This window comes from Natronosalvus sp. KLKA75, from assembly GCF_059736265.1.
Genome location: NZ_CM185522.1, coordinates 1,377,841 through 1,401,564, shown reverse-complemented (window position 1 = coordinate 1,401,564; position 23,724 = coordinate 1,377,841). Strand labels below are relative to the sequence as shown.

At 64.1% G+C, this 23,724-nt stretch carries 19 protein-coding genes; 6 read left to right on the top strand and 13 right to left on the bottom strand.

Annotation, left to right across the window (positions count from 1 at the left end):
* The first annotated feature begins 117 nt into the window (after positions 1–117).
* Both AC6I65_RS06835 and AC6I65_RS06830 read left to right on the top strand, forming a co-directional pair.
* Positions 118–1,083, top strand: coding sequence for a hypothetical protein (locus AC6I65_RS06835; protein WP_497901181.1), 966 nt, complete (start codon positions 118–120; stop codon positions 1,081–1,083).
* Between the two features lie 304 nt (positions 1,084–1,387).
* The gene (locus tag AC6I65_RS06830; protein WP_497901180.1) at positions 1,388–3,430 is read left to right on the top strand and encodes a hypothetical protein; all 2,043 of its coding nucleotides are present in this window, start codon (positions 1,388–1,390) and stop codon (positions 3,428–3,430) included.
* Between the two features lie 283 nt (positions 3,431–3,713).
* Here AC6I65_RS06830 and AC6I65_RS06825 read toward each other — a convergent pair whose 3' ends face one another.
* From AC6I65_RS06825 to AC6I65_RS06790, 8 genes are read right to left on the bottom strand one after another with little or no spacing between them, the layout of a single operon-like run.
* The gene (locus AC6I65_RS06825; protein WP_497901179.1) at positions 3,714–4,613 is read right to left on the bottom strand and encodes a polysaccharide deacetylase family protein; all 900 of its coding nucleotides are present in this window, start codon (positions 4,611–4,613) and stop codon (positions 3,714–3,716) included.
* Complete coding sequence (gene wecB, locus AC6I65_RS06820; protein WP_497901178.1) at positions 4,603–5,667, bottom strand: non-hydrolyzing UDP-N-acetylglucosamine 2-epimerase; 1,065 nt, start codon at positions 5,665–5,667, stop codon at positions 4,603–4,605. The genes AC6I65_RS06825 and wecB overlap by 11 nt, the downstream gene beginning before the upstream one ends.
* Complete coding sequence (locus AC6I65_RS06815; protein ID WP_497901177.1) at positions 5,664–6,749, bottom strand: DUF354 domain-containing protein; 1,086 nt, start codon at positions 6,747–6,749, stop codon at positions 5,664–5,666. Before AC6I65_RS06815 ends, wecB begins: the two co-directional genes overlap by 4 nt.
* Positions 6,746–7,819 (bottom strand): glycosyltransferase family 2 protein, encoded by a 1,074-nt coding sequence (locus tag AC6I65_RS06810; RefSeq protein WP_497901176.1) that lies wholly within the window; start codon positions 7,817–7,819, stop codon positions 6,746–6,748. The genes AC6I65_RS06815 and AC6I65_RS06810 overlap by 4 nt, the downstream gene beginning before the upstream one ends.
* Positions 7,819–9,135: a nucleotide sugar dehydrogenase gene (locus AC6I65_RS06805; RefSeq protein ID WP_497901175.1), complete on the bottom strand. Its 1,317-nt coding sequence runs from the start codon at positions 9,133–9,135 to the stop codon at positions 7,819–7,821. Before AC6I65_RS06805 ends, AC6I65_RS06810 begins: the two co-directional genes overlap by 1 nt.
* Positions 9,132–10,727, bottom strand: coding sequence for a nucleotide sugar dehydrogenase (locus tag AC6I65_RS06800; protein ID WP_497901174.1), 1,596 nt, complete (start codon positions 10,725–10,727; stop codon positions 9,132–9,134). The genes AC6I65_RS06805 and AC6I65_RS06800 overlap by 4 nt, the downstream gene beginning before the upstream one ends.
* Positions 10,720–11,709 (bottom strand): Gfo/Idh/MocA family oxidoreductase, encoded by a 990-nt coding sequence (locus AC6I65_RS06795; protein WP_497901173.1) that lies wholly within the window; start codon positions 11,707–11,709, stop codon positions 10,720–10,722. Before AC6I65_RS06795 ends, AC6I65_RS06800 begins: the two co-directional genes overlap by 8 nt.
* 39 nt (positions 11,710–11,748) lie before the next feature.
* On the bottom strand, positions 11,749–12,324 hold the full coding sequence (locus AC6I65_RS06790) for an acyltransferase (protein WP_497901172.1): 576 nt from the start codon (positions 12,322–12,324) through the stop codon (positions 11,749–11,751).
* 523 nt (positions 12,325–12,847) lie between these two features.
* Between AC6I65_RS06790 and AC6I65_RS06785 the strand changes: the two genes are divergently transcribed.
* Together AC6I65_RS06785 and AC6I65_RS06780 are read left to right on the top strand one after the other, a co-directional pair.
* A complete protein-coding gene (locus AC6I65_RS06785; protein ID WP_497901171.1) occupies positions 12,848–14,698 on the top strand; it encodes a S9 family peptidase in 1,851 nt (616 codons plus the stop codon).
* Between the two features lie 101 nt (positions 14,699–14,799).
* Positions 14,800–15,852, top strand: a complete 1,053-nt coding sequence (locus tag AC6I65_RS06780) for a lysylphosphatidylglycerol synthase transmembrane domain-containing protein (RefSeq protein WP_497901170.1) — start codon at positions 14,800–14,802, stop codon at positions 15,850–15,852.
* A 25-nt stretch (positions 15,853–15,877) separates the two neighbouring features.
* On the opposite strand, the gene AC6I65_RS06775 is transcribed toward AC6I65_RS06780, so the two are convergent.
* The 3 genes from AC6I65_RS06775 to AC6I65_RS06765 form a co-directional block, all read right to left on the bottom strand.
* On the bottom strand, positions 15,878–16,939 hold the full coding sequence (locus tag AC6I65_RS06775) for an NAD(P)-dependent glycerol-1-phosphate dehydrogenase (protein WP_254155791.1): 1,062 nt from the start codon (positions 16,937–16,939) through the stop codon (positions 15,878–15,880).
* Positions 16,940–17,071: 132 nt separating this feature from the next.
* A complete protein-coding gene (locus AC6I65_RS06770; protein ID WP_497901169.1) occupies positions 17,072–19,426 on the bottom strand; it encodes a heavy metal translocating P-type ATPase in 2,355 nt (784 codons plus the stop codon).
* Positions 19,427–19,513: 87 nt separating this feature from the next.
* The gene (locus AC6I65_RS06765; protein ID WP_497901168.1) at positions 19,514–20,503 is read right to left on the bottom strand and encodes an NAD-dependent epimerase/dehydratase family protein; all 990 of its coding nucleotides are present in this window, start codon (positions 20,501–20,503) and stop codon (positions 19,514–19,516) included.
* Between the two features lie 164 nt (positions 20,504–20,667).
* On the opposite strand from AC6I65_RS06765, the gene AC6I65_RS06760 reads away from it, so the two are divergent.
* On the top strand, positions 20,668–21,603 hold the full coding sequence (locus AC6I65_RS06760) for a branched-chain amino acid transaminase (protein ID WP_497901167.1): 936 nt from the start codon (positions 20,668–20,670) through the stop codon (positions 21,601–21,603).
* Between the two features lie 60 nt (positions 21,604–21,663).
* Here AC6I65_RS06760 and AC6I65_RS06755 read toward each other — a convergent pair whose 3' ends face one another.
* The gene (locus AC6I65_RS06755; RefSeq protein ID WP_497901166.1) at positions 21,664–22,218 is read right to left on the bottom strand and encodes a DUF6735 family protein; all 555 of its coding nucleotides are present in this window, start codon (positions 22,216–22,218) and stop codon (positions 21,664–21,666) included.
* A gap of 311 nt (positions 22,219–22,529) precedes the next feature.
* Between AC6I65_RS06755 and AC6I65_RS06750 the strand changes: the two genes are divergently transcribed.
* Positions 22,530–23,201 carry an HAD family hydrolase gene (locus AC6I65_RS06750; protein WP_497901165.1) on the top strand — a complete coding sequence of 224 codons (672 nt, stop codon included), beginning with the start codon at positions 22,530–22,532 and terminating at the stop codon, positions 23,199–23,201.
* Between the two features lie 49 nt (positions 23,202–23,250).
* Here AC6I65_RS06750 and AC6I65_RS06745 read toward each other — a convergent pair whose 3' ends face one another.
* Positions 23,251–23,697, bottom strand: coding sequence for an SRPBCC family protein (locus tag AC6I65_RS06745; RefSeq protein ID WP_497901164.1), 447 nt, complete (start codon positions 23,695–23,697; stop codon positions 23,251–23,253).
* Positions 23,698–23,724: the final 27 nt, after the last annotated feature.

Sequence of the window (23,724 nt, the reverse complement as noted above, 5' to 3'; positions counted from 1 at the left end):
TATAGTCTCTGAGCTCGAATGTCTTTCGAAATAGAAGTTCTTGTCCTTATTTATGAGATAAATGTACGATTTTCACACGACAAGGTTGATAACCGGAGGTTACTTCATCGTTTTTGTATGCGAGGCAAGCAATCTGATGTTTCCGGCGACGAGCCCCGTGGCGATACGCGGCGAACGAAACGGGGCACGCTCGGCCGACGCTCGTATCTCTCACTGCTCGGGGCAACGGCGACGGGAGCGTTGTTCTCGAGCGCAGTTCGAGGGGAGGTGGACGGTTCAGAGGCGACCGACCTCGAGTTCATCGACATCGATTACGGCGAGAGCTACGATGCCTCGTCGAGGTACAACGGTCTGGAAGACGTCTACCGCGTGTGGAATCACCGCTCGGGAGCCGATCCGGAGATTGCGGTCGATCAGCCAGGAACCGGGGACCGGTGTCTCGCACACCACTTCCAGGGGAACCAGATGACTGCCAATACGGTCTACTCGTTCGACGCCAATCACGGCGGCGTCGTAGACGAGACGTACCAGCGATTTCGATTCCACCCGAACGGGATGACACTGGCGGACAGGGGGACCTTCCGGTTCTTCTGGGCAGGACTTCGGAACGGACCGACGTCGTCGGGTGGGACGAGCCAGGAAGATATCCCGAACGGCAAGGACGGGTGGTCGGTCCGACTGGGGTACGCCCGACGTGGATCTCACAACCATCCCGACGAGTACCCGCTCTTCGTCTACGTCTACCACATGGATCAGGTAAACCCGGTCCCCGAATTGAACGTCACCGAGACGGACGTTCGAATGAACGAGTGGAACGACATCCGGTGTCACCAGGTACTGAATACGGTAGAGGGCGGTCAGGCGAACGCCGACGGCGAAATCCGCGTCTGGGTGAACGGCGAACTGGCGTTCGAGCGAACCGACTACCGCTGGACCAGCGTTCCAGGACAGGGTATCGAGGAGGCCGGCCCCTACGGCTACTGGTGGGGGTCAAATCAGAACGGTGAGACCGTTTACTTCGACGATCATCACATCGTCGTCGGCGGAATTCCCGAAAATATCGTGTCGCCTACGAAGTCCTGACGTCCACAGGCGGCGTTCGATTCGATTGCGCGCCGATGAGAACTGGCGAACGGGCGTATACGTGTCGATCTTTTCACTCGAGCGACCGCTCTGATCCGCAGGCGATTACTACTATCTGATCCGTGAATCGAGTCTAACGGTACTGAATACCCCCTTTAATCGGTTCGTGTATCTCGAGTACGGGTATCGTTTTCCGTGGTTGGACGAGGACACTACAGACAACCTGACAGTAACTCATCGACGTATAAAGTTCCGATATGTTCATGAGAGCGTTGAGGTCAGCATAGTTGGCTAGTCAAGTTGCATGGCACGTGAGCGCTCGAAACGAGCAATCGATAGCACACTGGAAAACGGCAAAGAGAACGGGACGGCGAACGACATCGAACGGAGAACGTATCTCAAGGTACTCGGTTCGACCGCGATCGCCGGTGGGGCACTCCTGAGTTCGGGCACCGCCGCGGCCGATTCTCACGACCAGGATCTGATCGAGATCGATTACGACCAGTACTACGATCCGTCGTCATCGTACAACGGCCTGGGTGACGTCTACGACGTGTGGAACCAGCGCTCGAGTACGAGCCCCGACATCACGTCGAGCACCTCTCGAACGGGAGAGACGAGTTGCGCACACTACCTCGACGGCGACCAGATGAGCGCGAACACGGTGTACCCGTTCGACGACCATTACGGGGCGGACGTCGACGAGCTGTACCAGCGGTTCTACGTCCACCCGAACGGGATGTGGCTCTCGGAGAACAACACGATGCGGATCTTCTGGGCCGGGTTACGGAGCGAGCAAGACCAGGACAGCGGGAACTTCGCCACGCCACCGCCGTTCACGGGCGAAGACGGATGGTCGGTCCGGGTCGGTTTCACCCGTCGGGAGAACCACGACCACCCCGACACGTACACGTTCTTCGTCTACTCTTACGACGCGCGACTCACCGACAGCACGACCCCGTACATCGAGTACGGCAACCGGGTCCAGATGCCGATGAACGAGTGGGTGAAGGTCGAAACCTACCAGAAGCTGAATACGTACACTTCGAGCGGGTCGATGAACAACGACGGCGTCTTCCGTGCGTGGGTGAACGACGAACTCGCCTACGAGCGGGAGAACCTCGCGTGGCGGTCCGCCGACGGAAACGGGATCGAATACGCGGGACCACTCGGGTACGACCTCTACCAGGACAACGATCCGCACACGATTTATTTCGACGACCACGTGATGCTGGTCAACGGAACCCGCGAAGACTGGCTGAACTACGACGGTGGAGAGAGCGGTGACGGTGGAGACGAAGGGGAGGAGACAGACGATACCGGGGACCAAAACGAACTGGCAATCCTGACAGAAGCCGGTGCCGATCGCGTCAGTTACCGGTTCGTCGCCGACGGCCCCGTCTCGACTGCCGACCTTGGCACCTCGCCCTCTGGCAATTCCGTCTCGGCAAACGGCAACGACACGATCACTGAGCGCGAGGACGGCACCTACAGGGTTGAGGGATTGACGGGCAACGGCTGGGGCGATGGTTTCGCCATAGACGGCGAAATTGTCGCTTTCGAGGCCGAAAACGCCGATTCCGATGCCGACCCCGCCTTCTGGCTCGAGTGGAACGGCGAAGAAGTCGCCGTCGCCGACCTGGTCGGTGACGATGAAGAAGGAACAGAAGACGATTCCAAGAGCGAGAACGAACTGGCGATCCTGACGGAACCCGGTGCCGACCGCGTCCGTTACCGGTTCGTCGCCGACGGCCCCGTCTCGACCGCCGACCTCGGCACCTCGCCCTCCGGCAATTCCGTCTCGGCGAACGGCAACGACACGATCACCGAGCGCGAGGATGGCACCTACGAGGTCGAGGGTTTGACGGGCAACGGCTGGGGTGACGGCTTCGTCCTCGAGGGTGACATCGTCACCTTCGAAGCCGAGAACGCCGATTCCGACGCCGACCCCGCCTTCTGGCTCGAGTGGAACGGCGAAGAAGTCACCGTCGCCGATCTAACCGGTGGGAGCGAAGACACCGATCCAGAACCGGCCGAGTTCGCAATCCTGACCGAACCGGGAGCAGATCGGGTGCGCTATCGATTCGTCGCCAACGGTCCCGTCACCGTCGCCGACCTCGAGACGTCGCCCTCCGGAAACCCTGTCTCGGCGAACGACAACGATACCATCACCTACTACGAGACCGGGTACTACGAGGTCGAGGGTTTGACGGGCAACGGCTGGGGAGACGGCTTCGCCGTCGAGGGTGACATCGTCACCTTCGAGGCCGAGAACGCCGATTCCGACGCCGACCCCGCCTTCTGGCTCGAATGGAACGGCGAGGAAGTCGCCGTCGACGACCTCTAGGAGACGACCATCCGGAACATCGAATTTGGTCGGTATCACGGCCGATGCCGGTCGGAACGGCTCACCGTGGATCGGTAGCGATCCCGACGACCTCCGCAGTCACCGGCAGTAACCTTCGTTTCGAGCGTCGTCGTTCGATTTCGGCGAGTTCGTATATCGCTCCCTCGAGATCGACGGGTACGATCGCACCCGGGAACGTTCAGGTCAGAGAGATTACGTAGAGCCCAGCCAGATCGATGGTTTCAAGGTAAATGTTTGTCTTTCGTGCGTCCCATTTGGGAGGCTACGGGCGCTCTCGAACTGGCTTTCGTTCCAATTCGTTCGATTCGTCGACGCGCCGGAGAAACTCCGTACAGGAGCCGACCCAGGCGTTGCGTTCCTGGGCGTACTCGACGAGGTCGACGTACAACTGGCGATACCCGCCGAATTCGTCCTCGTTGAAAAATCTCGGGTGCCACAGCAGCGTGGCGACGGCGTCGTTTCGCTCGGCCTCACGGAGCAGTTCGTAGCCTCGTTCCCGGGCCGACTCGAGGTCCGTTTCCGGCCCCAGGAGCGCGACTTCCATCGCGGTGAGCGGGAAGACCGCGAACTCGTCGTCGAAGGGGCGCAAAAGACCGTACCCGTGGCGAAAGCCGACCTCGTCTGTCGAACCGAGACTGGCGTCGTACCGTAACCCGAGTTCCCGGTGAATCTCCCACGTGTCCGGCCGGGTCAGTCGGAGATAGTGCTGCCTCCCACCGGTGATTTCGTGACCCAGGATTCGTTCCAACTGCGACTTCTCCTCTCTCAACCGAACCGGATCGTCGGGAGACTCGTATGAACCGTGTAATCCGACTTCCCACCCGCCGGCATCGAGTTCGCGAATAACGTCGGCGATAGCCGGATCCGTGATCTCGTATCGACCCACGAAGTGTTTCCAGTTCGCCGGTCGCAGCCACTCTCGCGGCGATTTATCGCGGAACAGGTTCTGCTCGTTCAGAAAGAAGAACGTCGACCTGACGCCGAGATCGTCCTCGAGGGCCATGATCTCCTCGAACTGCCAGTACGGTCGACCCCTCGAGAGCAGCGACCGCAGTTGCGACGGGTCGCGGTTCACGAGAGCGTAATACGGCGCCTGGTACGTTTTGTACGGACGGTCGACGTCGTGGGTGAGACAGACCGCGAACGCGTGGTCATCGAGCACGCTCGAGCACCTCGACGATGGATTTGGCCGCTCGCCCGTCGCCGTACGGCGACGGCTTGTCCTCAAGCGAGCGTTCCCGTACCAGGGCACGCTCGATCGCTCGTCGATCCGTGCCGACGAGTTCGTTCCAGCCGCACTCGACCGTCTCAGCCCACTCGGTCTCCTCACGAAGTGTGATACAGGGAGTATCGAGGAAGAACGCCTCCTTCTGGACCCCGCCCGAGTCGGTGACGACGCGATCGGCCTCGTCGAGTAACCGGATGAAATCGAGGTATCCAACCGGCTCGGTGAGGTGCAGTTCGCGTCTCGCTCGCTCGAGGAGATCGTTGCGCTCGAGTCGGTCGATCGTTCGGGGGTGTGCCGGGAATATGACCGGCAGCGACGATGTCGAGAGAGCGTCGACGATCGATCGCAGCCGGACCGGATCGTCCGTGTTTCGCTCGCGGTGGACGGTCGCCAGGACGTAGTTTCCAGGCATCACCTCGAGTCGCTCGAGGATCGTCGATCGTCCAGTAGAGCGGTTGACGACCCGCAAGAGCACGTCGTACATAACGTCGCCGCTCCGGTAGACGCCCTCTTCGAGGCCTTCAGCGGCGAGATTTGCAACCGCTCCGGCCGTTGGCGCGAACAGCAGGTCTGCCGCGTGATCCGTCAGTCGTCGGTTCACTTCCTCGGGCATGTCGGTGAAACTCCGCAGACCGGCCTCGACGTGAGCGACCGTCGCGTCAACCTTCGAACCGACGATCGCTCCGGCGAGCGTCGAGTTCGTGTCACCATAGAGGACGATTACGTCCGGTTCGACCTCTGCGACGACTGGTTCGATGCCGTCGATCATCGCGGCCGTCTGCGCGCCGTGAGACGCCGAACCGACTCCAAGTTCGTAGGCGGGGTCGGGAATCTCGAGTTCCTCGAAGAAGACGTCCGAGAGTTCTTCGTCGTAGTGTTGACCGGTGTGGACGAGTTTCTCGTCGTGGCCCGACGCGTTCAGCGCACGCGAAACAGCCGACGCCTTCACGAACTGCGGACGAGCGCCGACGACGGTGAGTACCTTCATCGACCAGCCTCCGTCTCGAGGCCGGGTTTCCGACGCGGTTCGCCTGCCGTCTCGAGGATGGTATCGAGGAGATAGGCAGTGACGTCGATCTTGTCGTCGAGGAGTCGCCGTCGTTTTTGCCTCCAACGCGCCTTGGCGTCGGGATCGGTCGAGAGGTCGCGAGCGAGCGCCAGCGTCTCCCGTTCGTCGGATAGAGAGGAGAGGAGGCCGTACGTGGACTCGAGTTCCACGAAGTTGCTCATGTCGCCGTCACCGACGAACGAGTTCGATCGAATCGCCGGCGTCCCCAGGATGGCCGCCTCCGTCGCCATCGTCTGGGAGTCGCCGACGTAGAGATCGGCGTAGTAGAGCAGGTCGTGAATCAATTCCGGCGGGACAGGGAGACGATAGGGCTCGAATTCCGGCGAAAGCGGATCCTCGCTGGTGACGTACGTCCGTCCCTCCTCGGAGAGGATCGAAAGCAGTTCGCGTTTTCCCTCGGGGGAGAACCCGCGGTTGCCGGTGTCGTGGTTGGCGCTCCAGGAGACGAATCGACAGACCGAGTAGTGCTCGTGCGGATCAACGCCGACGGCCCTGAGTCGGTCGGGATCTGGTTCGAACCGATTCGGATGGAGGTACGCCAGCTCGTGATACCCCGCGTACCGCTCCTGTTTCGCACCGAGGTCACGACCGTAGTTTACCGGCGTACAGATCTTGGTCGCAAACGGATGCGTCAGCCGTGCCTGCAACGTGGCGACCTCGCTGTCGTCGAAGACGATCATCGGCGTCCCGGTAACTCGTGCGGCGTGGGCAGCCGGCGGCATCGGTGAACTGACGACTACGTCCGGATCGACTCGCCGCATAGCCCGGAGGGTTCGAATCTCGCGCTCGATGAGTTCGAGAAACAGTCCGGCCACGTTCGATCGCTTCTGTGAGAGTGGAGTGTGGTCGATCCCGTACCGGTCGAGGAGCGTGACCGTGAGATCCTTTTCCCGGGAGAACACGTGCGTGTCGTGGCCGAGCTCCTCGAGTTCTCGAATAGCGTGTTTGAACAGGTGAACGTGTGCCGGATGGCCGACGTCGAACAGGACGGTCGCCGTCATTCGTGGATCACCACCTCACGGTCTTCGTTTTCCTGCATGTCGAACACCATCGCGAACAGCAGGAACAGCCAGCCGACGAGAAACAGCTGAGTGCTCGCGAGGATGCGAATGAACAGCGATTCTCCGGATCGACCACGGGAGAGGAACGACCAGAGCACGCCGAGTGATCCGAGCGCGGACGTGCCCGCACCGAAGAGGTAGAATAGGACGACCGGGTGGAAATCGAATCGAAGGTACCGAGTTTCGAGCCGCCAGAGGAAGTTTCGAAGGAGCATTCCCGAGACGTTCCGGACGTACGTCGAGTAGACGATGCTCGACTTCTCGTCGCCGTAGACCGCGGGAATCGAAACGTCGGCGACACGGGTACTTCTGGCGTTCAGCTTCACGAGGAGGTCGTTGCAATAGCCGTAGTACTCGTACATCGACTCGAGGTCGACCGCCTCCAGTGCGTCCCTCGAGATGGCGGTGTAACCGTTCTGGGGGTCGCTCAGCTTCCAGTATCCCGATGCGATTTTCGTCAGCAATGAGAGGAGCGCGTTGCCAAACAGTCGGAACCGCGGCATCGATCGCTGGTGATCGGGTGCGAGCAGTCGATTCCCCTTCGCGTAGTCCGCGACTCCGTCGACGATCGGGTCGAGGAGCTTCGGCATCGCGTCGAGATCCATCTGACCGTCGCCGTCGACGGTGACGACGATGTCGAGTCGTCCGGCCCGCGCCGCCAGATAACCGGTCTTGATCGCGCCGCCGGCACCGCGATTCTCACGGTGATCGATCGGGACGACGCGACCGATCGGCTCGTGAACGGTTGCTCTCGCTGCAAGCGCGGGGTTCTCTCCACCGTCGGGTCGAATTCGTTCGACCCGGTCCGCAACCGCCCCCTCCCGGTCGATCCGGCGGCGTGCGTCCGACTGTGCTGCCTCGAGAATTGCCTCCCACGTGCCGTCCGTGGAACAGTCGTTCACGACGTACAGTCGGTCGACGAACGAAGGCATCTCCCTGACCACGTCGCCGATGAATCGTTCCTCGTTGTACGCCGGAACGACGGCGGCGACGGAGTGATCCCGGTACATTACAACCTCCAGTAGCGACAATCGTGTTCGCTCGCCCGGTCCTCGAACATCCCGTCGACGTCGACGAGGACGGGGTTCTCGTTCATCTCGGCGAGTAGCCCTCCGATGTCGAGTTCACCGAAGGCGTCGTGGGGCGTTCCGATCACGATGGCATCGAATCCATCCCCGGACGGTTCGGGAACGACGTCGATGCCGAAGCGCTCTCGGATCTCGGCGTCGGCCGCGTGCGGGTCGTACCCGACGACGGAGACGCCGTACTCTCGGAGGTAGTCAATCACACCGCCGATCGACGATCTGAGATCCGCCACGTTCGGCTTGTACGTCAGTCCGAGGATCAAGACGGTACTGTGCTTGAGCACGTTCTCGGCGTCGTTCAGGGTCTTTACAGTCATCTCTCCGACGTGGGTTGGAACGTAATCGTTGATCTCGCGTGCGGATCGAACGAGTTCGAGCTTGAACCCGTTTCGTTCGCTCTCGTAGACGAGGTAGAACGGATCGACCGGAATACAGTGGCCGCCGACGAGGCCGGGTCGGTAGTCGTGAAAGTTCCACTTCGTCTTCGCCGCGTCGAGCACGGCCTGTGTGTCGATCCCAAGGTGCGTACACGCCACCGCGAGTTCGTTCACCAGCGCGATGTTGACGTCGCGCTGCGTATTCTCGACGCACTTCGCGGCTTCGGCGGTTTCGATCGTCGGCGCCTCGTGGACGCCCGCGTCGACGATCGATCCGTAGAGGTCGACGAGATTCGCCCGCGCCCCTTCGGTCAATCCGCTCACGATCTTGACGACGTTGCGCAGACCGTGGTCGTCGTCGCCCGGGACGATTCGTTCGGGCGAATAGCCGACGCCGAATTCCTCGCCTGCCGTCATACTCGAGCCTCGCTCGAGCGCCGGAACGAATAGCTCGCGAGTCGCCCCCGGATACACCGTCGACTCGAGGACGACGGTCGTCCCCGCGGTGAGGTGTTCGCCGACCGTCTCCCCCGCCCGTTCGACCAGGCTGAGGTCCGGTTTCTCGAGTTCGTCGACCGGGGTCGGCACCGCGACGACGACGTAATCGGCCGTCGATATCACGCTCGGGTCGGTCGTAAACTGTATCGAACTCTCGGCGATCGATCGATCGCTAACGTCGCCCGTCGGATCGATTCCGCGTTCGAGCGTTCGAATCTTGTCCGTATCGACGTCGTAGCCGCGGACGTCGTACCCGACGCTGTCGAACTCACAAGCGAGTGGGAGTCCGACGTAGCCGAGTCCGACGACGCAGATCCGGTTGGCAGATGGAGTGAAAGCAGTGCTCGCGTTCGCGGTATTGCTCACGAATCCCACCCCCGCTCCTCGCGAACCCCGCCACCGATTTCGTATACCCGCGAATCGATCGGGCCAGCGACGGTTCCGCGACCGTCGACGACGACCGGACGGTGGTCTCTACGATCACTGAGTTCGTTTTCACGGTCCGTTCCCAGGTCAGCCCACCGAATCTCGTCGAACTCCTCGTGCGGTGTGACCAGAATCACGCCGTCGATCGGGAGGTCGTACGCCGCCTCGAGCTCCACCCCTTCTAAGTCAAATGCCTCGAGGTCGTCCGACTCGAGCATCGGGTCGACGCCGTAGACCGTCGCGCCGGCCGCGGAGAGTTCGGCGGCGATGTCGATCGACGGCGAGGCCCTGATCTCTTCGACGCTGGGTCGATACGTGAGCCCGAGCACCAGTACCGTCGCGTCCGACAGCGCCGTCCCCTCGTCCTCGAGACCGTCGCGCAGTTTTGCGACCGTGAACGCCGGCATCGAGTCGTTGACCGCGCGAGCGGTCTCGAGCAGCGGGGCGTCGGTCTCGAAGGGGTGGATCACGAAGTACGGATAGAACGGGATGCAGTGGCCACCGACGCCGGGTCCCGGTTCGTGGATGTCACAGAAGGGCTGGGTGTTCGCGACGTCGATCGCCTCCCTGACGCTCACGCCGAATTCGTCGGTGAACGTCGCGAGTTCGTTCGCGAGCGCGATGTTGACGTCTCGGTACAGTCCCTCGAAGACCTTGACGCACTCGGCAGTGGTCGCGTCGGAGACCGCAATCACGCCCTCGTCGTTGATGGTCTCGTAGATCGCTCGCGCGGACGCGGTGCTCTCCGCGTCGACGCCGCCGACGACCTTCGGGTACGCGCCGCGGATGTCCTCGAGCGCCCGTCCCGACGACGTCCGTTCGGGGCAAAAGGCCACGCCGAACGTCCCGCGGGAGAGTCCCGACGCCGCCTCGAGCGCCGGAAGCACCCGATCGCTGGTCGTCCGGGGTGGAACGGTACACTCGACGAGTACCAGGTCGCCCGGGTCCAGTCCGGTTCCGATCGCCTCGATCGCGGCGTCGAGGATCGAGAGGTCGGGCGCTCGCTCGTCCGTGATGGGCGTCGGCACGATGACGACGTGTACCGAGCATCGCCTCGCAGCCTCGCGGGGGTTCGTCGTCGCCTCGAGCGCACCGGTGGACACTCGTTCGGCGACCAGCTCGTCCAGGCCGGGTTCCCGTTTGACGTGACAGTCTCCGGCCTGAATCGTCGCCACGACGTAGGGGTCGATATCGACGCCGAGGACGGTGCCGGTCGTCTCGGCGAACACTGCAGCGAGGGGGAGTCCCATCTTTCCGAGTCCGTAGACGGCGACGGGGATCGACCCCGAGACGAACGCGCGACGCAGTCGTTCGCTCGAGCGGCCGGTTCCGTACGGTCGGGTGTTCGCCGCTGTGGACTCTGTCGACGAGTCTCGGTCGTCTGCACGGTCGACTGTTCCGCCGTCGGCCTCGGTGACCTCGAGTCTATCGGTCCCATCGACCGTCCCTCCGTCGGTATCGGCGGCCTCAGATCTGTCAGTATCGGCGACCTCGAGTCCGTCGCCCTCGGCGATCGATCGTCGATCAGTCATCTGCCACCCTCACTCCGAGGTCCGATCGGTCGCCCATGGCCTGGGCTTCGATCTGGTGGGTCAACTCGAGCGCAGCCAGTCCATCGTCGATGGTCACGGCCGGCGTCTCGTTCGACGCGACGGCCTGGACGAAGGCCTCGAGTTCGTTCCGTAGCGGTTCCTCGTTCGGCACGTGCGGCCGTTCGACGACGCTTTCGTGCTGGAATCGAACGTTGCCGTCGCGTTCGGCGTACTTGGGGACCGAGTTGCGGTGAATCGCGATCGACTGGGCGATGTAATCGAGTTCGACGAGACACTCCCTGGCGGTCACGGTGAGTCGACGCACTTTTCGCTGTGTGAGTCGGCTGGCGGTGAGCGACGCCATGATCCCGGAGTCGAACTCGAGCAGCGCCGATGCGTGGCGATTGTCGTTTACGCCGGTGCTCTTGACGCCCGTCGGCGACTCGTCGAGCAACGAGAGCACGACGTCGATGTCGTGGATCATCAGGTCGAGGACGGCGCTGTCGTCGATTCGCCGGTTCGGTGGTGGCCCGAGCCGTTCTGCGTGTATACTGATGATCGAGAGATCCTCGACGATTTTACGAAGCGTCACCACGGCCGGGTTGAACCGCTCGACGTGACCGACCTGTACCGGCACGTCGGCGCGGTTCGCTCTCGAACGGAGCCGTCGCCCCTCTTCGAGATTCGTGACGAGGGGTTTCTCGACGAGCATCGCGACGCCCGCCTCCAGACACTGCACGGCGACGTCGTAGTGATGCACGGTCGGGACGGCAATCGAAGCGGCGTCGACCGACGCGAGGAGCGACTCCAGGTCCATCGCGGTCGCGCCGTGTTCGTCGGCGACGCGAGCGGCGCGTTCGTCGTCGACGTCGAAGACGCCGACCAGATTCACCTCTGACAGTCCCGCGTAGACTCGCGCGTGCTGTCTCCCCATCGAGCCGACGCCGATTACGCCGACGTCTATCCGTCGTTCAGTTTGCATACGCGACGCTCACCTCCCTGGCGAACCCGACGATGGCGATCATGCAGCGTTCCCCCCTTGAAGCGCCGCCGGAAGCGGTTCGTGTCTCGCCGGAACGCCGACAGCCAGCGTCTCCTCGGGGATGTCCGCCGAGACGACCGCACCCGCGGCGACGAACGAGCCTCGCCCGACGGTCACGCCGGGGAGGATGGTCACATTCGCCCCGATCGAGACGTTAGCCTCGAGGGTCGGGCCCTCGAGGTCGGCCTCCCGACGGAGTGGATAGGGATCGTTCGTCAAGACGGCGTTCGGACCGAGAAAAACGTGATCCTCGATGGTGGTCTCTGCAGGTACGTAGACGCCGGTCTGCATGCTCACGTTCGAACCGACGGTCGACGTCCCGTCTATGGTCGCGTTCGTCCCGACGAGCACGTCGTCGCCGATTCGGGTTCCCTCGCGAATCAGTGCGAAGTGACCCGTACTGAATCGGTCGCCGATCACGACGTCGTCGTAGACGATCGTCCCCGCCCTGATCGTCGGATCGTCGCCGATGACCGGCGGCTGTGTCCCGTCGTCGTAGGCGTAGCCGATCGACGGCGTATCGGTCGAGCCGAGCAGTAACTCGTTGTCTCTCATCGTAAATCGGATGGACGCATGCTCTCAAAAGGGACCGCGACCGTTTCAGCCGTTAATTCACGGCCCGAGCCCTGCAACCGCCGTGTAGGTCGCGGAGCGACGGGCTCCGCTCGTCGGGAACGACGTCGTCGCCGGCCGACGATTTCACACCCTCGTCGATTCACATAAACGGGTGAACACCGCCGCCAGCGACGGTCACCGTCTCACCGCATCTCGAATGCAAGTAACGGTTTCTATCCTCACCGTTTCACTCATATCGAAGAACACTGTTCGCCTCTCCCCATTCAGCGCTGAAACACCGGAACCGCGAGTGAACGGTCGTGACCCCAGTAATGAGAATTTATCCCGCTGGGACCGAGTGTCGATGGCTCAGTTCGAAGGCCCTTCTCCTGGAAAGCATCGACTGACCGGTTTCGTGGAGGACACAATGCCGGAATTGGACGGGACGGAGCACGCGGATCCATTTCGGCACTCGAGGGACCGAGTCGAAACCGTTACCATTTCGAATCGAGACTGGTGAGCCATGGGAACGTACGACATCGAGCGCTATCTCAACATTCGAAGCGCCTACGGCGCCTCCCTCGGCCCGGCGGGCGACCGACTGGCGTTTCTGATGAACACCACCGGGACGCCCCAGGTCTGGACGCTCGAGGAGGCACAGACGTGGCCCGAACAGCGAACGTTCTACGACGAGCGAGTGACGTTCGCCTCCTGGTCGCCCGAACGCCCGGAACTGGCGTTCGGGATGGACGAGGGCGGCAACGAGCGCGCGCAACTGTACCGACTCGACGCCGAGACGGGCGAAGTGGCGAACCTGACCGGGATGCCGGAGGCGAAACACCGCTGGGGCGGGTGGAGCCACGACGGCGAACAATTCGCCTTCACCTCGAACCGCCGCGAGGAGAGCGTCTTCGACGTGTACGTCCAGGGCCGAGCGGACGTCGGCGACGACGCCGAACTCGTCACCGAGGGCGACGGCTGGCTCACCGTCGGCGGCTGGAGCCCCGACGACTCCCGTCTGCTGATCTCGCAAGCCTACTCGAACTTCGACCAGGACCTCTACAGCCTCGAGCTCGAGACCGGAACGATGACCCACCTCACGCCCCACGAGGGCGACGTCCGCTACCAGAGCGCCTCCTGGGCGCCCGACGGCGAGGGACTCTACCTCGTGACCGACGAGGAGACCGACACGCTCGCGCTCGCCTACCTCGACCTCGAGGGTATCGAGGTCGAAACGATGGTCGAGGGAGATGGATGGAACGTCGACGGCCTCGCCATGGACGACGAGACCGGCCGATTCGTCTACTCGCGAAACGTCGAGGGCTACACCGAACTCACCGCGGGCGAACTCACGGGCGACGATCCGGCGGCGTTCGAGATGTTCCCCGAACCCGACCTGCCGGGCGGGCTCTCGGGCGGCGTGAGCTTCGGCCCGGACGCCGAGGTCTTCGCCTGCTCGACGACTGGCGATGCGGTAAACGCGAACGTCTTCGTCGTCGACGTCGAATCCGGCGAGAGCGAGCAGTGGACGCTCGCCCCCACGGCAGGAATCCCGCCCAAGACCTTCCGGTCCTCGGAACTCGTTCACGTCGAGAGCTTCGATGGCCTCGAGGTGCCCGGATTCCTGACGCTCCCGGCGGGGTCGGCGGGGGCGCTCGAGGGCGCTGGGGATGGGAACGGAACCGCCGACGACGGCTACCCCGTCATCGTCGACATCCACGGCGGCCCCGAGAGCCAGCGCCGGCCCTCGTTCTCGAGCGTCAAGCAGTACTTCCTGAACCGGGGGTACGCCTACTTCGAACCAAACGTCCGGGGCTCTTCGGGATACGGGAGCGAGTACGCAAGCCTGGACGACGTCGAAAAACGGATGGACTCCGTCGCCGACGTCGCCGCCTGCGTCGAGTGGCTTGCCGGCCACGAAGCGATCGACCCCGACCGCGTCGTCGCCATGGGCGGCTCCTACGGCGGGTTCATGGTGCTGGCCTCGCTCACCGAGTATCCGGAGCTCTGGGCCGCCGGCGTCGACGTCGTCGGCATCGCCAACTTCGTGACCTTCCTCGAGAACACGGGCGACTGGCGCCGGAAACTCCGCGAGGCCGAGTACGGCTCGCTGGCCGAGGATCGCAAGTTCCTCGAGTCGATCTCTCCGATCAACACCGTCGATACCATCGAGGCCCCGCTGTTCGTCCTCCACGGCGCGAACGACCCCCGCGTGCCCGTCGGCGAGGCCGAACAGATCGTCGAGGAGGCCCGCGAGCAGGGCGTCCCCGTCCGCAAGCTTATCTTCGAGGACGAGGGTCACGGCTTCAGCAAGCTCGAGAACCGCATCGAGGCCTACTCGGCGATCGCCGAGTTCCTTGAAGAGCACGTCTGATCGCGATTCGTCGACGAAGACGGTCGCGCCGAATACCGAACGGTGAACGTTCCGTTCCCCGACAGTACGTTCAAGTCAACGAGTGTCGTTGCTCCCGGCAGATGCGCCGATTACGGGTGGTCGCCGGCTTCGCCGTCGCACTCCTGGTCACGGGAATACTGGTCTACAGTGCCGGCTGGGAGGCCGTGGTCTCGAGTATCCGTCGCGCCAATCCGATCCTCGTCGCCGGTGGTGCGGTCGCCGGAGCGACAATGCTCGCGCTCCGCGCCCTAATCGTCTACCGACTGCTCGATCCGATCGAGGGATCGGCCCATGGGACCGACTTCGTCGGCGCGTTCCTGGCGGGGTACTTCTCCCGGAGCGTCGTGCCGTGGGGACAGTCCGTCGGCGTCGCCGTGACCGCGTACCTGCTCGCGGGATCGTCCGATTCACCGTTCGAGGACAACGCCGCCGTCGTCAGCGTGGCCGAGGTACTCGTCTTCCTCACGTCCGTCGTCGTGGCCATTGTTGGACTCATCGGGGTCGCTGCGAACGGTTCCGTCGACGTCGCCTCGAGCGTGACCGCCGGGTCGCTCCCGTCGAACCGTCTCAGGACCGGCCTCCTGGGGGCACTGTTCGCAGCCGTTCTCGTCGCCGCCTCGGCCGTCTCCGTCACACGCGACGGCGTCGCGCGGACCATCCTGTTCGAGATTACCGCTCGGCTCGAGGGGGCGCTGGCCAGAGTGCCCGGCATCGAGCGCGCCGCCGTTCGAACTCGCGTCCGTGGGTTCCTCTCGACGATCGACGACATCGCGGCGGATCGGTCGGTCCTGCTGGGCGCGGTGACGGTCGCTCTGGCGAGCTGGATCTTCAACGCCCTCGCCCTGTTCCTCTCGCTGATCGCCCTCGGTGTCGACGTCCCGTTCGCGGTCGCGCTCCTCTGTGTACCGCTGTCGACGGTGGCGGCGGTGGTTCCGCTTCCGGGCGGGATGGGCGGCGTCGAGATGTTTCTGGCCGGGCTACTGGTCGCGACGACCGCCGTCTCGGGCGACGTCGCGACGGCCGCTGCGCTGCTCTACCGGCTGTGTACCTACTGGGTGCACGTCGGTCTCGGGGGAATCGGCGCGACGTACGTGTCAGCCACCGGCGTTGGGCTGGTTCGCGTCGACGGATGACGCCCGTTCAGCCGACGACATCAATTCAGCCGATAACGCCCGTCTTCACCGCAACCTCTCGAGCGGCCCGCTCGTCCATCCCGTCGCCCAGAATCGTGTACCGGTCGCGGATGGCGTGGCAGGTCGTCAGCGCCTCGATCACGGTTTCGTCGTCGATGCCGAGATCGGCGGCCGTGGTCGGCGCGTCGATGCTCGCCAGCGCGTCTCGAATCTCCGTCCAGATGCCCGACTCGCCCTCGTGCAGGTAAGCCGTCATGATCGACCCGACGCCGACCTGGTGGCCGTGGAGGGCTGCGCCGGGCGCGAGACGATCCAGTTGGTGAGAGAAGAGGTGCTCGGCGCCGCTGGCCGGCCGGGAGGAACTCGCGATGGACATCGCCACCCCCGAGGACATGAGCGCCTTGGTGACGATCCAGGCGGACTCCTCGAGGCCGGGGCGGATCATGTCGGCGTTGCCGACGAGAATTTCGGCGGTCATCTCCGCGAGGGCGGCCGCGTACTCGGAGTACTCGACGTTCTTGAGTCGGTGGGCTAGCCGCCAGTCCATCACCGCGGTGTAGTTCGAGATGATGTCGGCACAGCCCGCGGTCGTCAGTTCCCAGGGTGCGTTCGCCAGAATCCCGGTGTCGGCGACCACGGCGAGCGGCGGTTCGGCGGCGACGCTGTGGCGCGTGTTCCCGTCCGGGACCGAACCGCGGTTGCTGACGATGCCGTCGTGACTCGCGGCCGTCGGCACCGAGAGGAAGCCGGTGTCGAGGTGGTCGGTGGCCATCTTGGCGATGTCGATGGCCTTCCCGCCGCCGACGCCGATCAGGTACGAGGCATCCACCTCCTCGGCAGCGTCGATGACCGACTCTACGGCCTCGAAACTCGCCTCCTCGACGGTGACGATGGCGGGTTCGATACCGCGCTCCTCGAAGTCGGCGGCGATCGGTTCGGCCGCGAGTTTCCGCGGCGTTGGGCTCGTGACGAGCAGCGGCCGCCCCTCGAGGTGAAGGTCGTCGACGACGCTCACGGTCTCGGCGAGGACGTCGTGGCCGACGACGACGTTCCGCGGGAGGCGGATCCACGTCGACTTCTCGAACATAGGTGAGAGGAGGCGGGGAACGATATAAAGGCGTTCCCGTCGATCGAGCGGTGCTAGCCTCTCGAGGCGAGGGACCTCGAGGAGAGCGTTCGAATCGTCTCTCGATGGTACGTCGGACGAGACCGGCTAGACTCATCTCGCGGGTTGTGCTTTTTGCGGCGGGGACAAACCGGATAACTGCGGAATCGAAAGATCCACTCGTCGAAGTAATTGTGCGTTAATCGCGACGATCACGGTGCTGAGTGACATGAGCAGGGCGCCGATGGCAGGGGAGAGAAGGATCCCAATCGGCGCGAGAACGCCGGCCGCGAGCGGAATCGCGAAGACGTTGTAGCCCGCCGCCCAGACGAGGTTCTCCTGCATCTTCCGGTAACTCGCGCGGCTCAGTTTGACGAGCCGGGCCACGTCCATCGGGTTGTTCTGCACGAGAACGATGTCCGCCGACTGGACGGCGACGTCGGTTCCCGATCCGATCGCGATCCCGACGTCGGCGCGGGTCAGTGCTGGGGCGTCGTTGACGCCGTCGCCGACCATCGCCACCAGGTTGTCTTGGTCCTGCAGTTCGGTCACCTTCTCGTCTTTGTCCTCGGGCAGCACCTCGGCGAAGACCGTCTCGATGCCGAGTTCGTCTGCGACGGCCGCGGCGACGTCTTCGCTGTCGCCGGTCAGCATCGCCACCTCGATGCCGAGGTCGTGGAGCGCGTCGACGACCCGGTAACTCTCCTCGCGGATCACGTCCGCGAGGGCGAAGGCAGCGATCGGCCTCGCCTGGTCGATACCTGCCTCCTGATCGGCACCTGCCTCTGTGTTCGCCTGGGCGCTCGAGTCGCCGTCACGCTCGCCCTCGCGAACGAGGTAGACGACCGTTCGTGCGTTTTCTCCGGACCGTTCTGCGAACGCCGCCAGTTCCGGAGGAACCTCGGCCTCGAGATGAGAGAGGAGGTTTGGACCGCCGACGGAGATCACGTCGCCGTCGACGGTCGCCCGCACCCCACGGCCCTTGAGCGCCTCGAAGTCCGAGACGTTCGGCGGCTTCAGACCGCGGTCGGCCGCGGCCTCGCGCATCGCCTGGGCGATCATGTGCTCTGAATCGCTCTCGACGGCGGCGGCCAGCGCGAACGCCTCATCCTCGTCCACGCGGTCGACTGTCGCGACGTCGACGACGCCCTGTTCGCCCGCTGTGAGCGTCCCGGTTTTGTCGAAGACGATCGTATCCAGATCCCGCGCCCGTTCCATGGCGATCCGGTCCCGGATTAACATCCCGTTGCGCGCAGCGAGGGACGTGTTGATCGCGACGACGAGTGGAATGGCGAGCCCGAGAGCGTGCGGACAGGCGATCACCAGGACGGTCACCACGCGCTCGATGACCGTGGCGTTGAACTGGATGGCAGCGGTCCAGGCGACGGCGGTCACTGCGGCTGAAGCGAGAGCGACGTAGAACAACCAGCCCGCTGCCCTGTCGGCGAGCATCTGCGTTCGGGACTCGCTCTGCTGGGCTTCCTCCACGAGACGCATGATCCCCGCCAGCGTCGTCTCCTCGCCCGTCGCGCTGATCCGAACGCGGAGGCTCCCGTCGCCGTTGATTGTGCCGCCGATCACCTCGTCGCTCGGGTCCTTCGAAACGGGTTTCGACTCGCCAGTGATCATCGACTCGTTCACGTCCGAGTCGCCCTCCTCGACGACGCCGTCGGCGGGAACGTTCGCCCCGGGGCGGACGAGTACGAGGTCGCCCTCCGACAGGTCGCTGACGGGGACCTCTTCAGTTTCACCGCCCCCGGTTATGCGTTCTGCGGTATCCGGGAGGAGTTTCGCCAACTCGTCGAGCGCGCTCGAGGCCCGTCGGACCGACCGCATCTCGATCCAGTGACCGAGCAACATGATGTCGATCAGCGTCACCAGCTCCCAGAAGAACGCCGACTGGGTGGGGAAGACGACGCTCGCCAGGCTGTAGACGAACGCGACGGTGATCGCCATCGAGATGAGCGTCATCATCCCTGGCGATCGGTCCTCGAGTTCGGGGACGGCCATTCGCAGGAAGGGAACGCCACCGTAGGCGAAGACGATCACCGCGAAGACCGGGCTGATCCACTCGCTGCCGGGGAACGCCGGGACCGAAAATCCGAGCCACTCCTGTAGCATCTCGCTGTACAGGAGAACGGGGATCGAGAGGATTGTCGAGACGAAGAATCGGCGGCGGAACATCTGCTCGTGGCCCTCGTGCATATCACCGTGGTCGTGGCCGTCGCCTCCGTGGCCGTCGTGGCCGCCGTGTCCTGCCCCGCGTTCATGCCGCTCGTCAACCTCCCGTCTCGCCTCGGCGACGTCTTCGGCCGTCTCCTCGAGCACGGACTGTTCCACGCGGGGCTCCGACCGACCGTCGGCGTTGGTTTCCCGATCCTCGGCCACGTCGTGGTCGTGGTCGTGGCCGTGACCGTGGTCGTGGCTGCCGTCGGTTCCCTCACCGTCGGCGTCTCTGTGATCGTCCATCTGGCACCTCGTTACACGGTACCACGAGTGAAGAAGGTACGTCTCGCTCGAGGCGGCGCATACAGAGCTGAATCCGAACCGAACGTCTCAGAGCGTATCGAGAATCCCAAGAACCCGTTCTTCGGCGTCCCTCCCCGGATCGTACTCGCTCCCGTCCCGGTCGCTCGCCTCGTGTTCCTCGAGCGTCTTCGCCATCGCCTCCTCGAGCGGGGTCGACTCCCAGCCGAGCTCGGCGAGTTTCGCGGTCGAGAGGACGTGTGGGTAGTCGCGGTAGAGGACGTAGTCGTCCGTCGAGAGGCCGCCGGCCTCGAGTTCGCGCGGGCCGGCGTGGACGACCTCGACGTCCCTGCCTGCGGTGTCGGCGATCAAGTCGACCATCTCCTCGAGCGTGACGATCCGGCGGTCGCCGACGTTGTAGAACTCGCCCAGCTCACCACGCTCGGCGACGGTCCGGAGGGCGCTAGCGACGTCCTCGACGTAGGCGCGGTGCCAGACGTTGGTGCCGTCGCCGGGGACGATCACGCGGTCGCACTCCAGGACGCGGTCGAGCCAGAAGTCCATCCGCTCGGTGTAGTCGTGGGGGCCGTACACGATGCAAGGCCGGACGGACATGGCATTGACCCCGCGGTCGGCCGCGGCGACGACCGCGCGGTCACCCTCGGCCTTCCGGTTGCCATACGTGTCGTCCGACTCGTCGGTCGCCTGGTCGGGGCTGCAGGGTCGCATCGGCGTCTCGTCCTCCCGCTTGGGAATTTCCTCGCGGCCGTAGGCGTCCCCGCTCGAGATGTAGACGTAGGCGTCGACGTCGGCGAAGATTTCGGTCGCCGCGCGTACGTCCCGCGGGTAGTAGGCCACACAGTCGAAGACGGCGTCCGGTTCGACGTCGGCCGCGGCGGCCTCAAGTGCCGAATCGTTCGTCCGGTCGCCCTGGACGTGGTCGACCCAGTCGTCCTCGGCGAAGGGGTCGTCGTGATTCCCGCGGTTGAAGAGGGTGACGTCGTAGTCGTGTGCGAGGAGGTTGGTGACGAGGTGGCGGCCAATAAATCGGGTGCCGCCGATGACGAGTGCGGTGTCCATACCGGACGCTCGCTCGAGAGGGTCAAAACGGTGGCGGAGGCGGCGAGGGAGACGCTCGGCTGGCCGTCACACGTGTGAGTTACTCGAGTGCAATCGACTCACGCTCGAGGCCGACGCAGGAGCAATCGCCAACGTTCATTACGAAGGGCTTCGTCCCCCTGGGTATGGGATTTGACGAGATGGACGTCGACACGATCTGGATGGACGGCGAGTTCGTCGACTGGGAGGACGCACAGACCCACGTCCTCACGCACGGACTCCACTATGGGACCGGCGTCTTCGAGGGGGCGCGCTGTTACGACACCGAGAACGGGCCCGCACTCTTTCGCTGGGAGGAACACGTCGACCGCCTCTTCCAGTCCTGCAAGCCCTACGAGATGGAAATCGGTCACTCCCACGAGGAACTGACGGAAGCCACGAAGGAACTCATCCGCCGCCAGGACCTCTCGTCGTGTTACATCCGTCCGCTCGTCTACTACGGCTACGAGAGTCTCGGCGTCAGCCCTGGGGACTGTCCGACGAAGACGACCATCGCCGCCTGGCCCTGGGGCGCCTACCTCGGCGAGGACGCCATCGAGAACGGCATCGATGTGAAAGTCTCCTCCTGGCGAAAGCACGCCTCGAGCCAGATTCCGACGAACGCCAAGACGACGGGATTGTACGTCAACAGCCTGCTGGCCGGCGAGGAGGCCCGCCGAAACGGGTTCGCCGAGGCCATCGTCCTCAACAAGGAGGGCAACGTCGCGGAGGGCCCCGGCGAGAACATCTTCCTCGTGCGCGACGGCGAGATCTTCACGCCCGGCCTCTCCGAGTCGATCCTCGACGGCATCACCCGCAACGCGGTCATCCAGATCGCCCGCGACCTGGGCTACACCGTCCACGACACCGTCTCCATCTCGCGAGGCGAACTCAACACGGCCGACGAACTCTTCTTCACTGGCTCCGCCGCGGAAGTGACCCCGATCAAGCGCGTCGACAACGTCACGATTGGCGAGGGGACCCGCGGGCCGATCACCGAGGAGATCCAGCAGACGTTCTTCGACGTCGTCGAGCGCCGGACCGACGAGTACGAGGAGTGGTTCGACTACGTCGAGGCGTAAATCGCACTCAGTTTTTCGAGTTGTGCGGTTCGCACGTCCCGAGTCGTTCGCTCGAGACACTCACTCGAGCCCCTCGCTCCCGAGAAACGCGTCGAACGCATCCGGCGGTCCGTCGTCCACATCGACATCGGCGGCGTCTCCGTACGTATAGAAGTAGCCGTTCTCGTCCTCGGCAATCCTGGCCTCGAGGTACGACTGGGCGGCCCGCCGCGAGAGGACACCCATCTCGATGACGTCGGCGAGGACGGTCTTCGTGGCGCGAAACCAGGTCCGGACGGCGAGGTCGCGCTCGCCCGGTTCGACGGCGACGAGCGCGCCCCGTCCCTGCTCGCGGCCGTCGCCCCACTCGAGCCAGCAGACGCGGTAGGCGCGAATCTCGTACTCGGGTGAGACCAGAATCAGTGCCTCGTACCCGCAGGGATCGAGGTAGTCGGTGAGGACGCTGTCCAGGGCGACGGAGTCGGCGAGGAGGTCGGAGTCGATTCGCCCGCCTGCGAACGGCGCGTCGACGGAGAGGGACTCGAGGACGCTGAGTTCGTCGCCGCCCCAGTGACTGTACCGGAGGTCGTAGAGTCGGTCGGGGCGACGGTAGGCGACGAGCGCTCTATGCCCCATCGTGCCACCTCGGTCGGTGCCGCTGGATCGGCCGTCGACAGGAACGAGCAGCGACCCGACGGACGACTCGGATACGCGAACGGGAGTGCATCACCCCCTTCTGGCCGCGGACTGGTACTTGAACTCGCGGGTCGTCAGCGGGTGATCGACGACTCGAAGAGTGGACGGCCCGCCGATCCAACAGCCCGCCGACCCGACGACCCAACGACCCAGCCAATCGACGGTCCAGCGATCTCACGAGCCGACGATTTGCCGATCCCACAGCCCACCGGGCGTAAGGCCAAAACCCTCTCGCCCCCTATCTCCGCTGAATGGCATACGACGCAGTCGTCTTCGACAACGACGGCGTGTTGACGACCCCGACCAGCTACGAAGCGCTCACGCGAGCGATGACCATCGCGTTCAAACGCCACGGCATCGACGACCCCGCCCAGGACGACCTCGAGACCCTGATCTCCCCGACGATCGACGAACTCGAAGCCGTCACCGATCGGTACGACCTCGAGCCGGAGTCACTCTGGGCAGCCCGCGAACGGGCGGCGATCGAGGTCCAGCACGAGGAACTCCTGAATGGGAACAAAACGCTCTACGACGACGTGTCGACGCTCGAGACGCTCGACGCCCCGATGGCCATCGTGAGCAACAACCAGCACGAGACCATCGAGAACATCGTCGATCACTTCGAACTCAAGGCGTTCGACCCGTACTACGGTCGCGAGCCGACCGTCGACGGCATCAGACGGAAGAAGCCCACGCCGTACTACCTCGAGCGAGCGATCGACGACCTGGCGTGTGCGAACCCACTGTACGTCGGTGACAGCTGGGTCGACGTCGCGGTCGCAGAGGCCCTCGAGATCGACTCGGCGTTCATCCGCCGATCCCACCGCGAGGACTACGCGTTCACCGAGTTCGGCTACGACGGCGAGCCTACCCACGAGATCACGTCCCTGAAGGCACTGTCGGGGCTCGAGCCGTCGTCCTGACCCGTCACCAGGTTTCGATTTCGGCGCGTCGATCCCCTCGAAGCAACCTTCAGGCGGTCGCCCGAACCCGGCGCTCCGCTCGATTCCTGAGCGCCCGGTTCATCGCGCGAAAGCCCCGTTCGATTCGACGTCGGTGGAATAGTACCGGTACCAGCGCTCCTCGAAACGTCTCCCGCTGGAGCAGCCGCGTTCGTCGCCCGCCATCGATCGGTTCGAGGTGGAACTCGTGGTAGCCATCGAAGGCGAACGGGACTCCCAGCCGGCCGAGCCAGACGATCCGACGGTTCGTCTCGACGATGAGCACCGTCGTTCGAATCGTTCTGGTCCGGCCACCCGGCAACCGGACGCGGATCGTCAGCCGCTCCCCTTCGACGGGGAGTCCCTCGACGGAGCGGAGAAACGGGTTCCACTCGGGATAGGCGTCGAACTCGAGGAGGACCTGCCAGACGGTCTCCGGTGGGGCGTCGATCGTCTCGAACACCTCGAGTTGTTCCATGGTAACAGCGAACGTGGCGAATGGCAA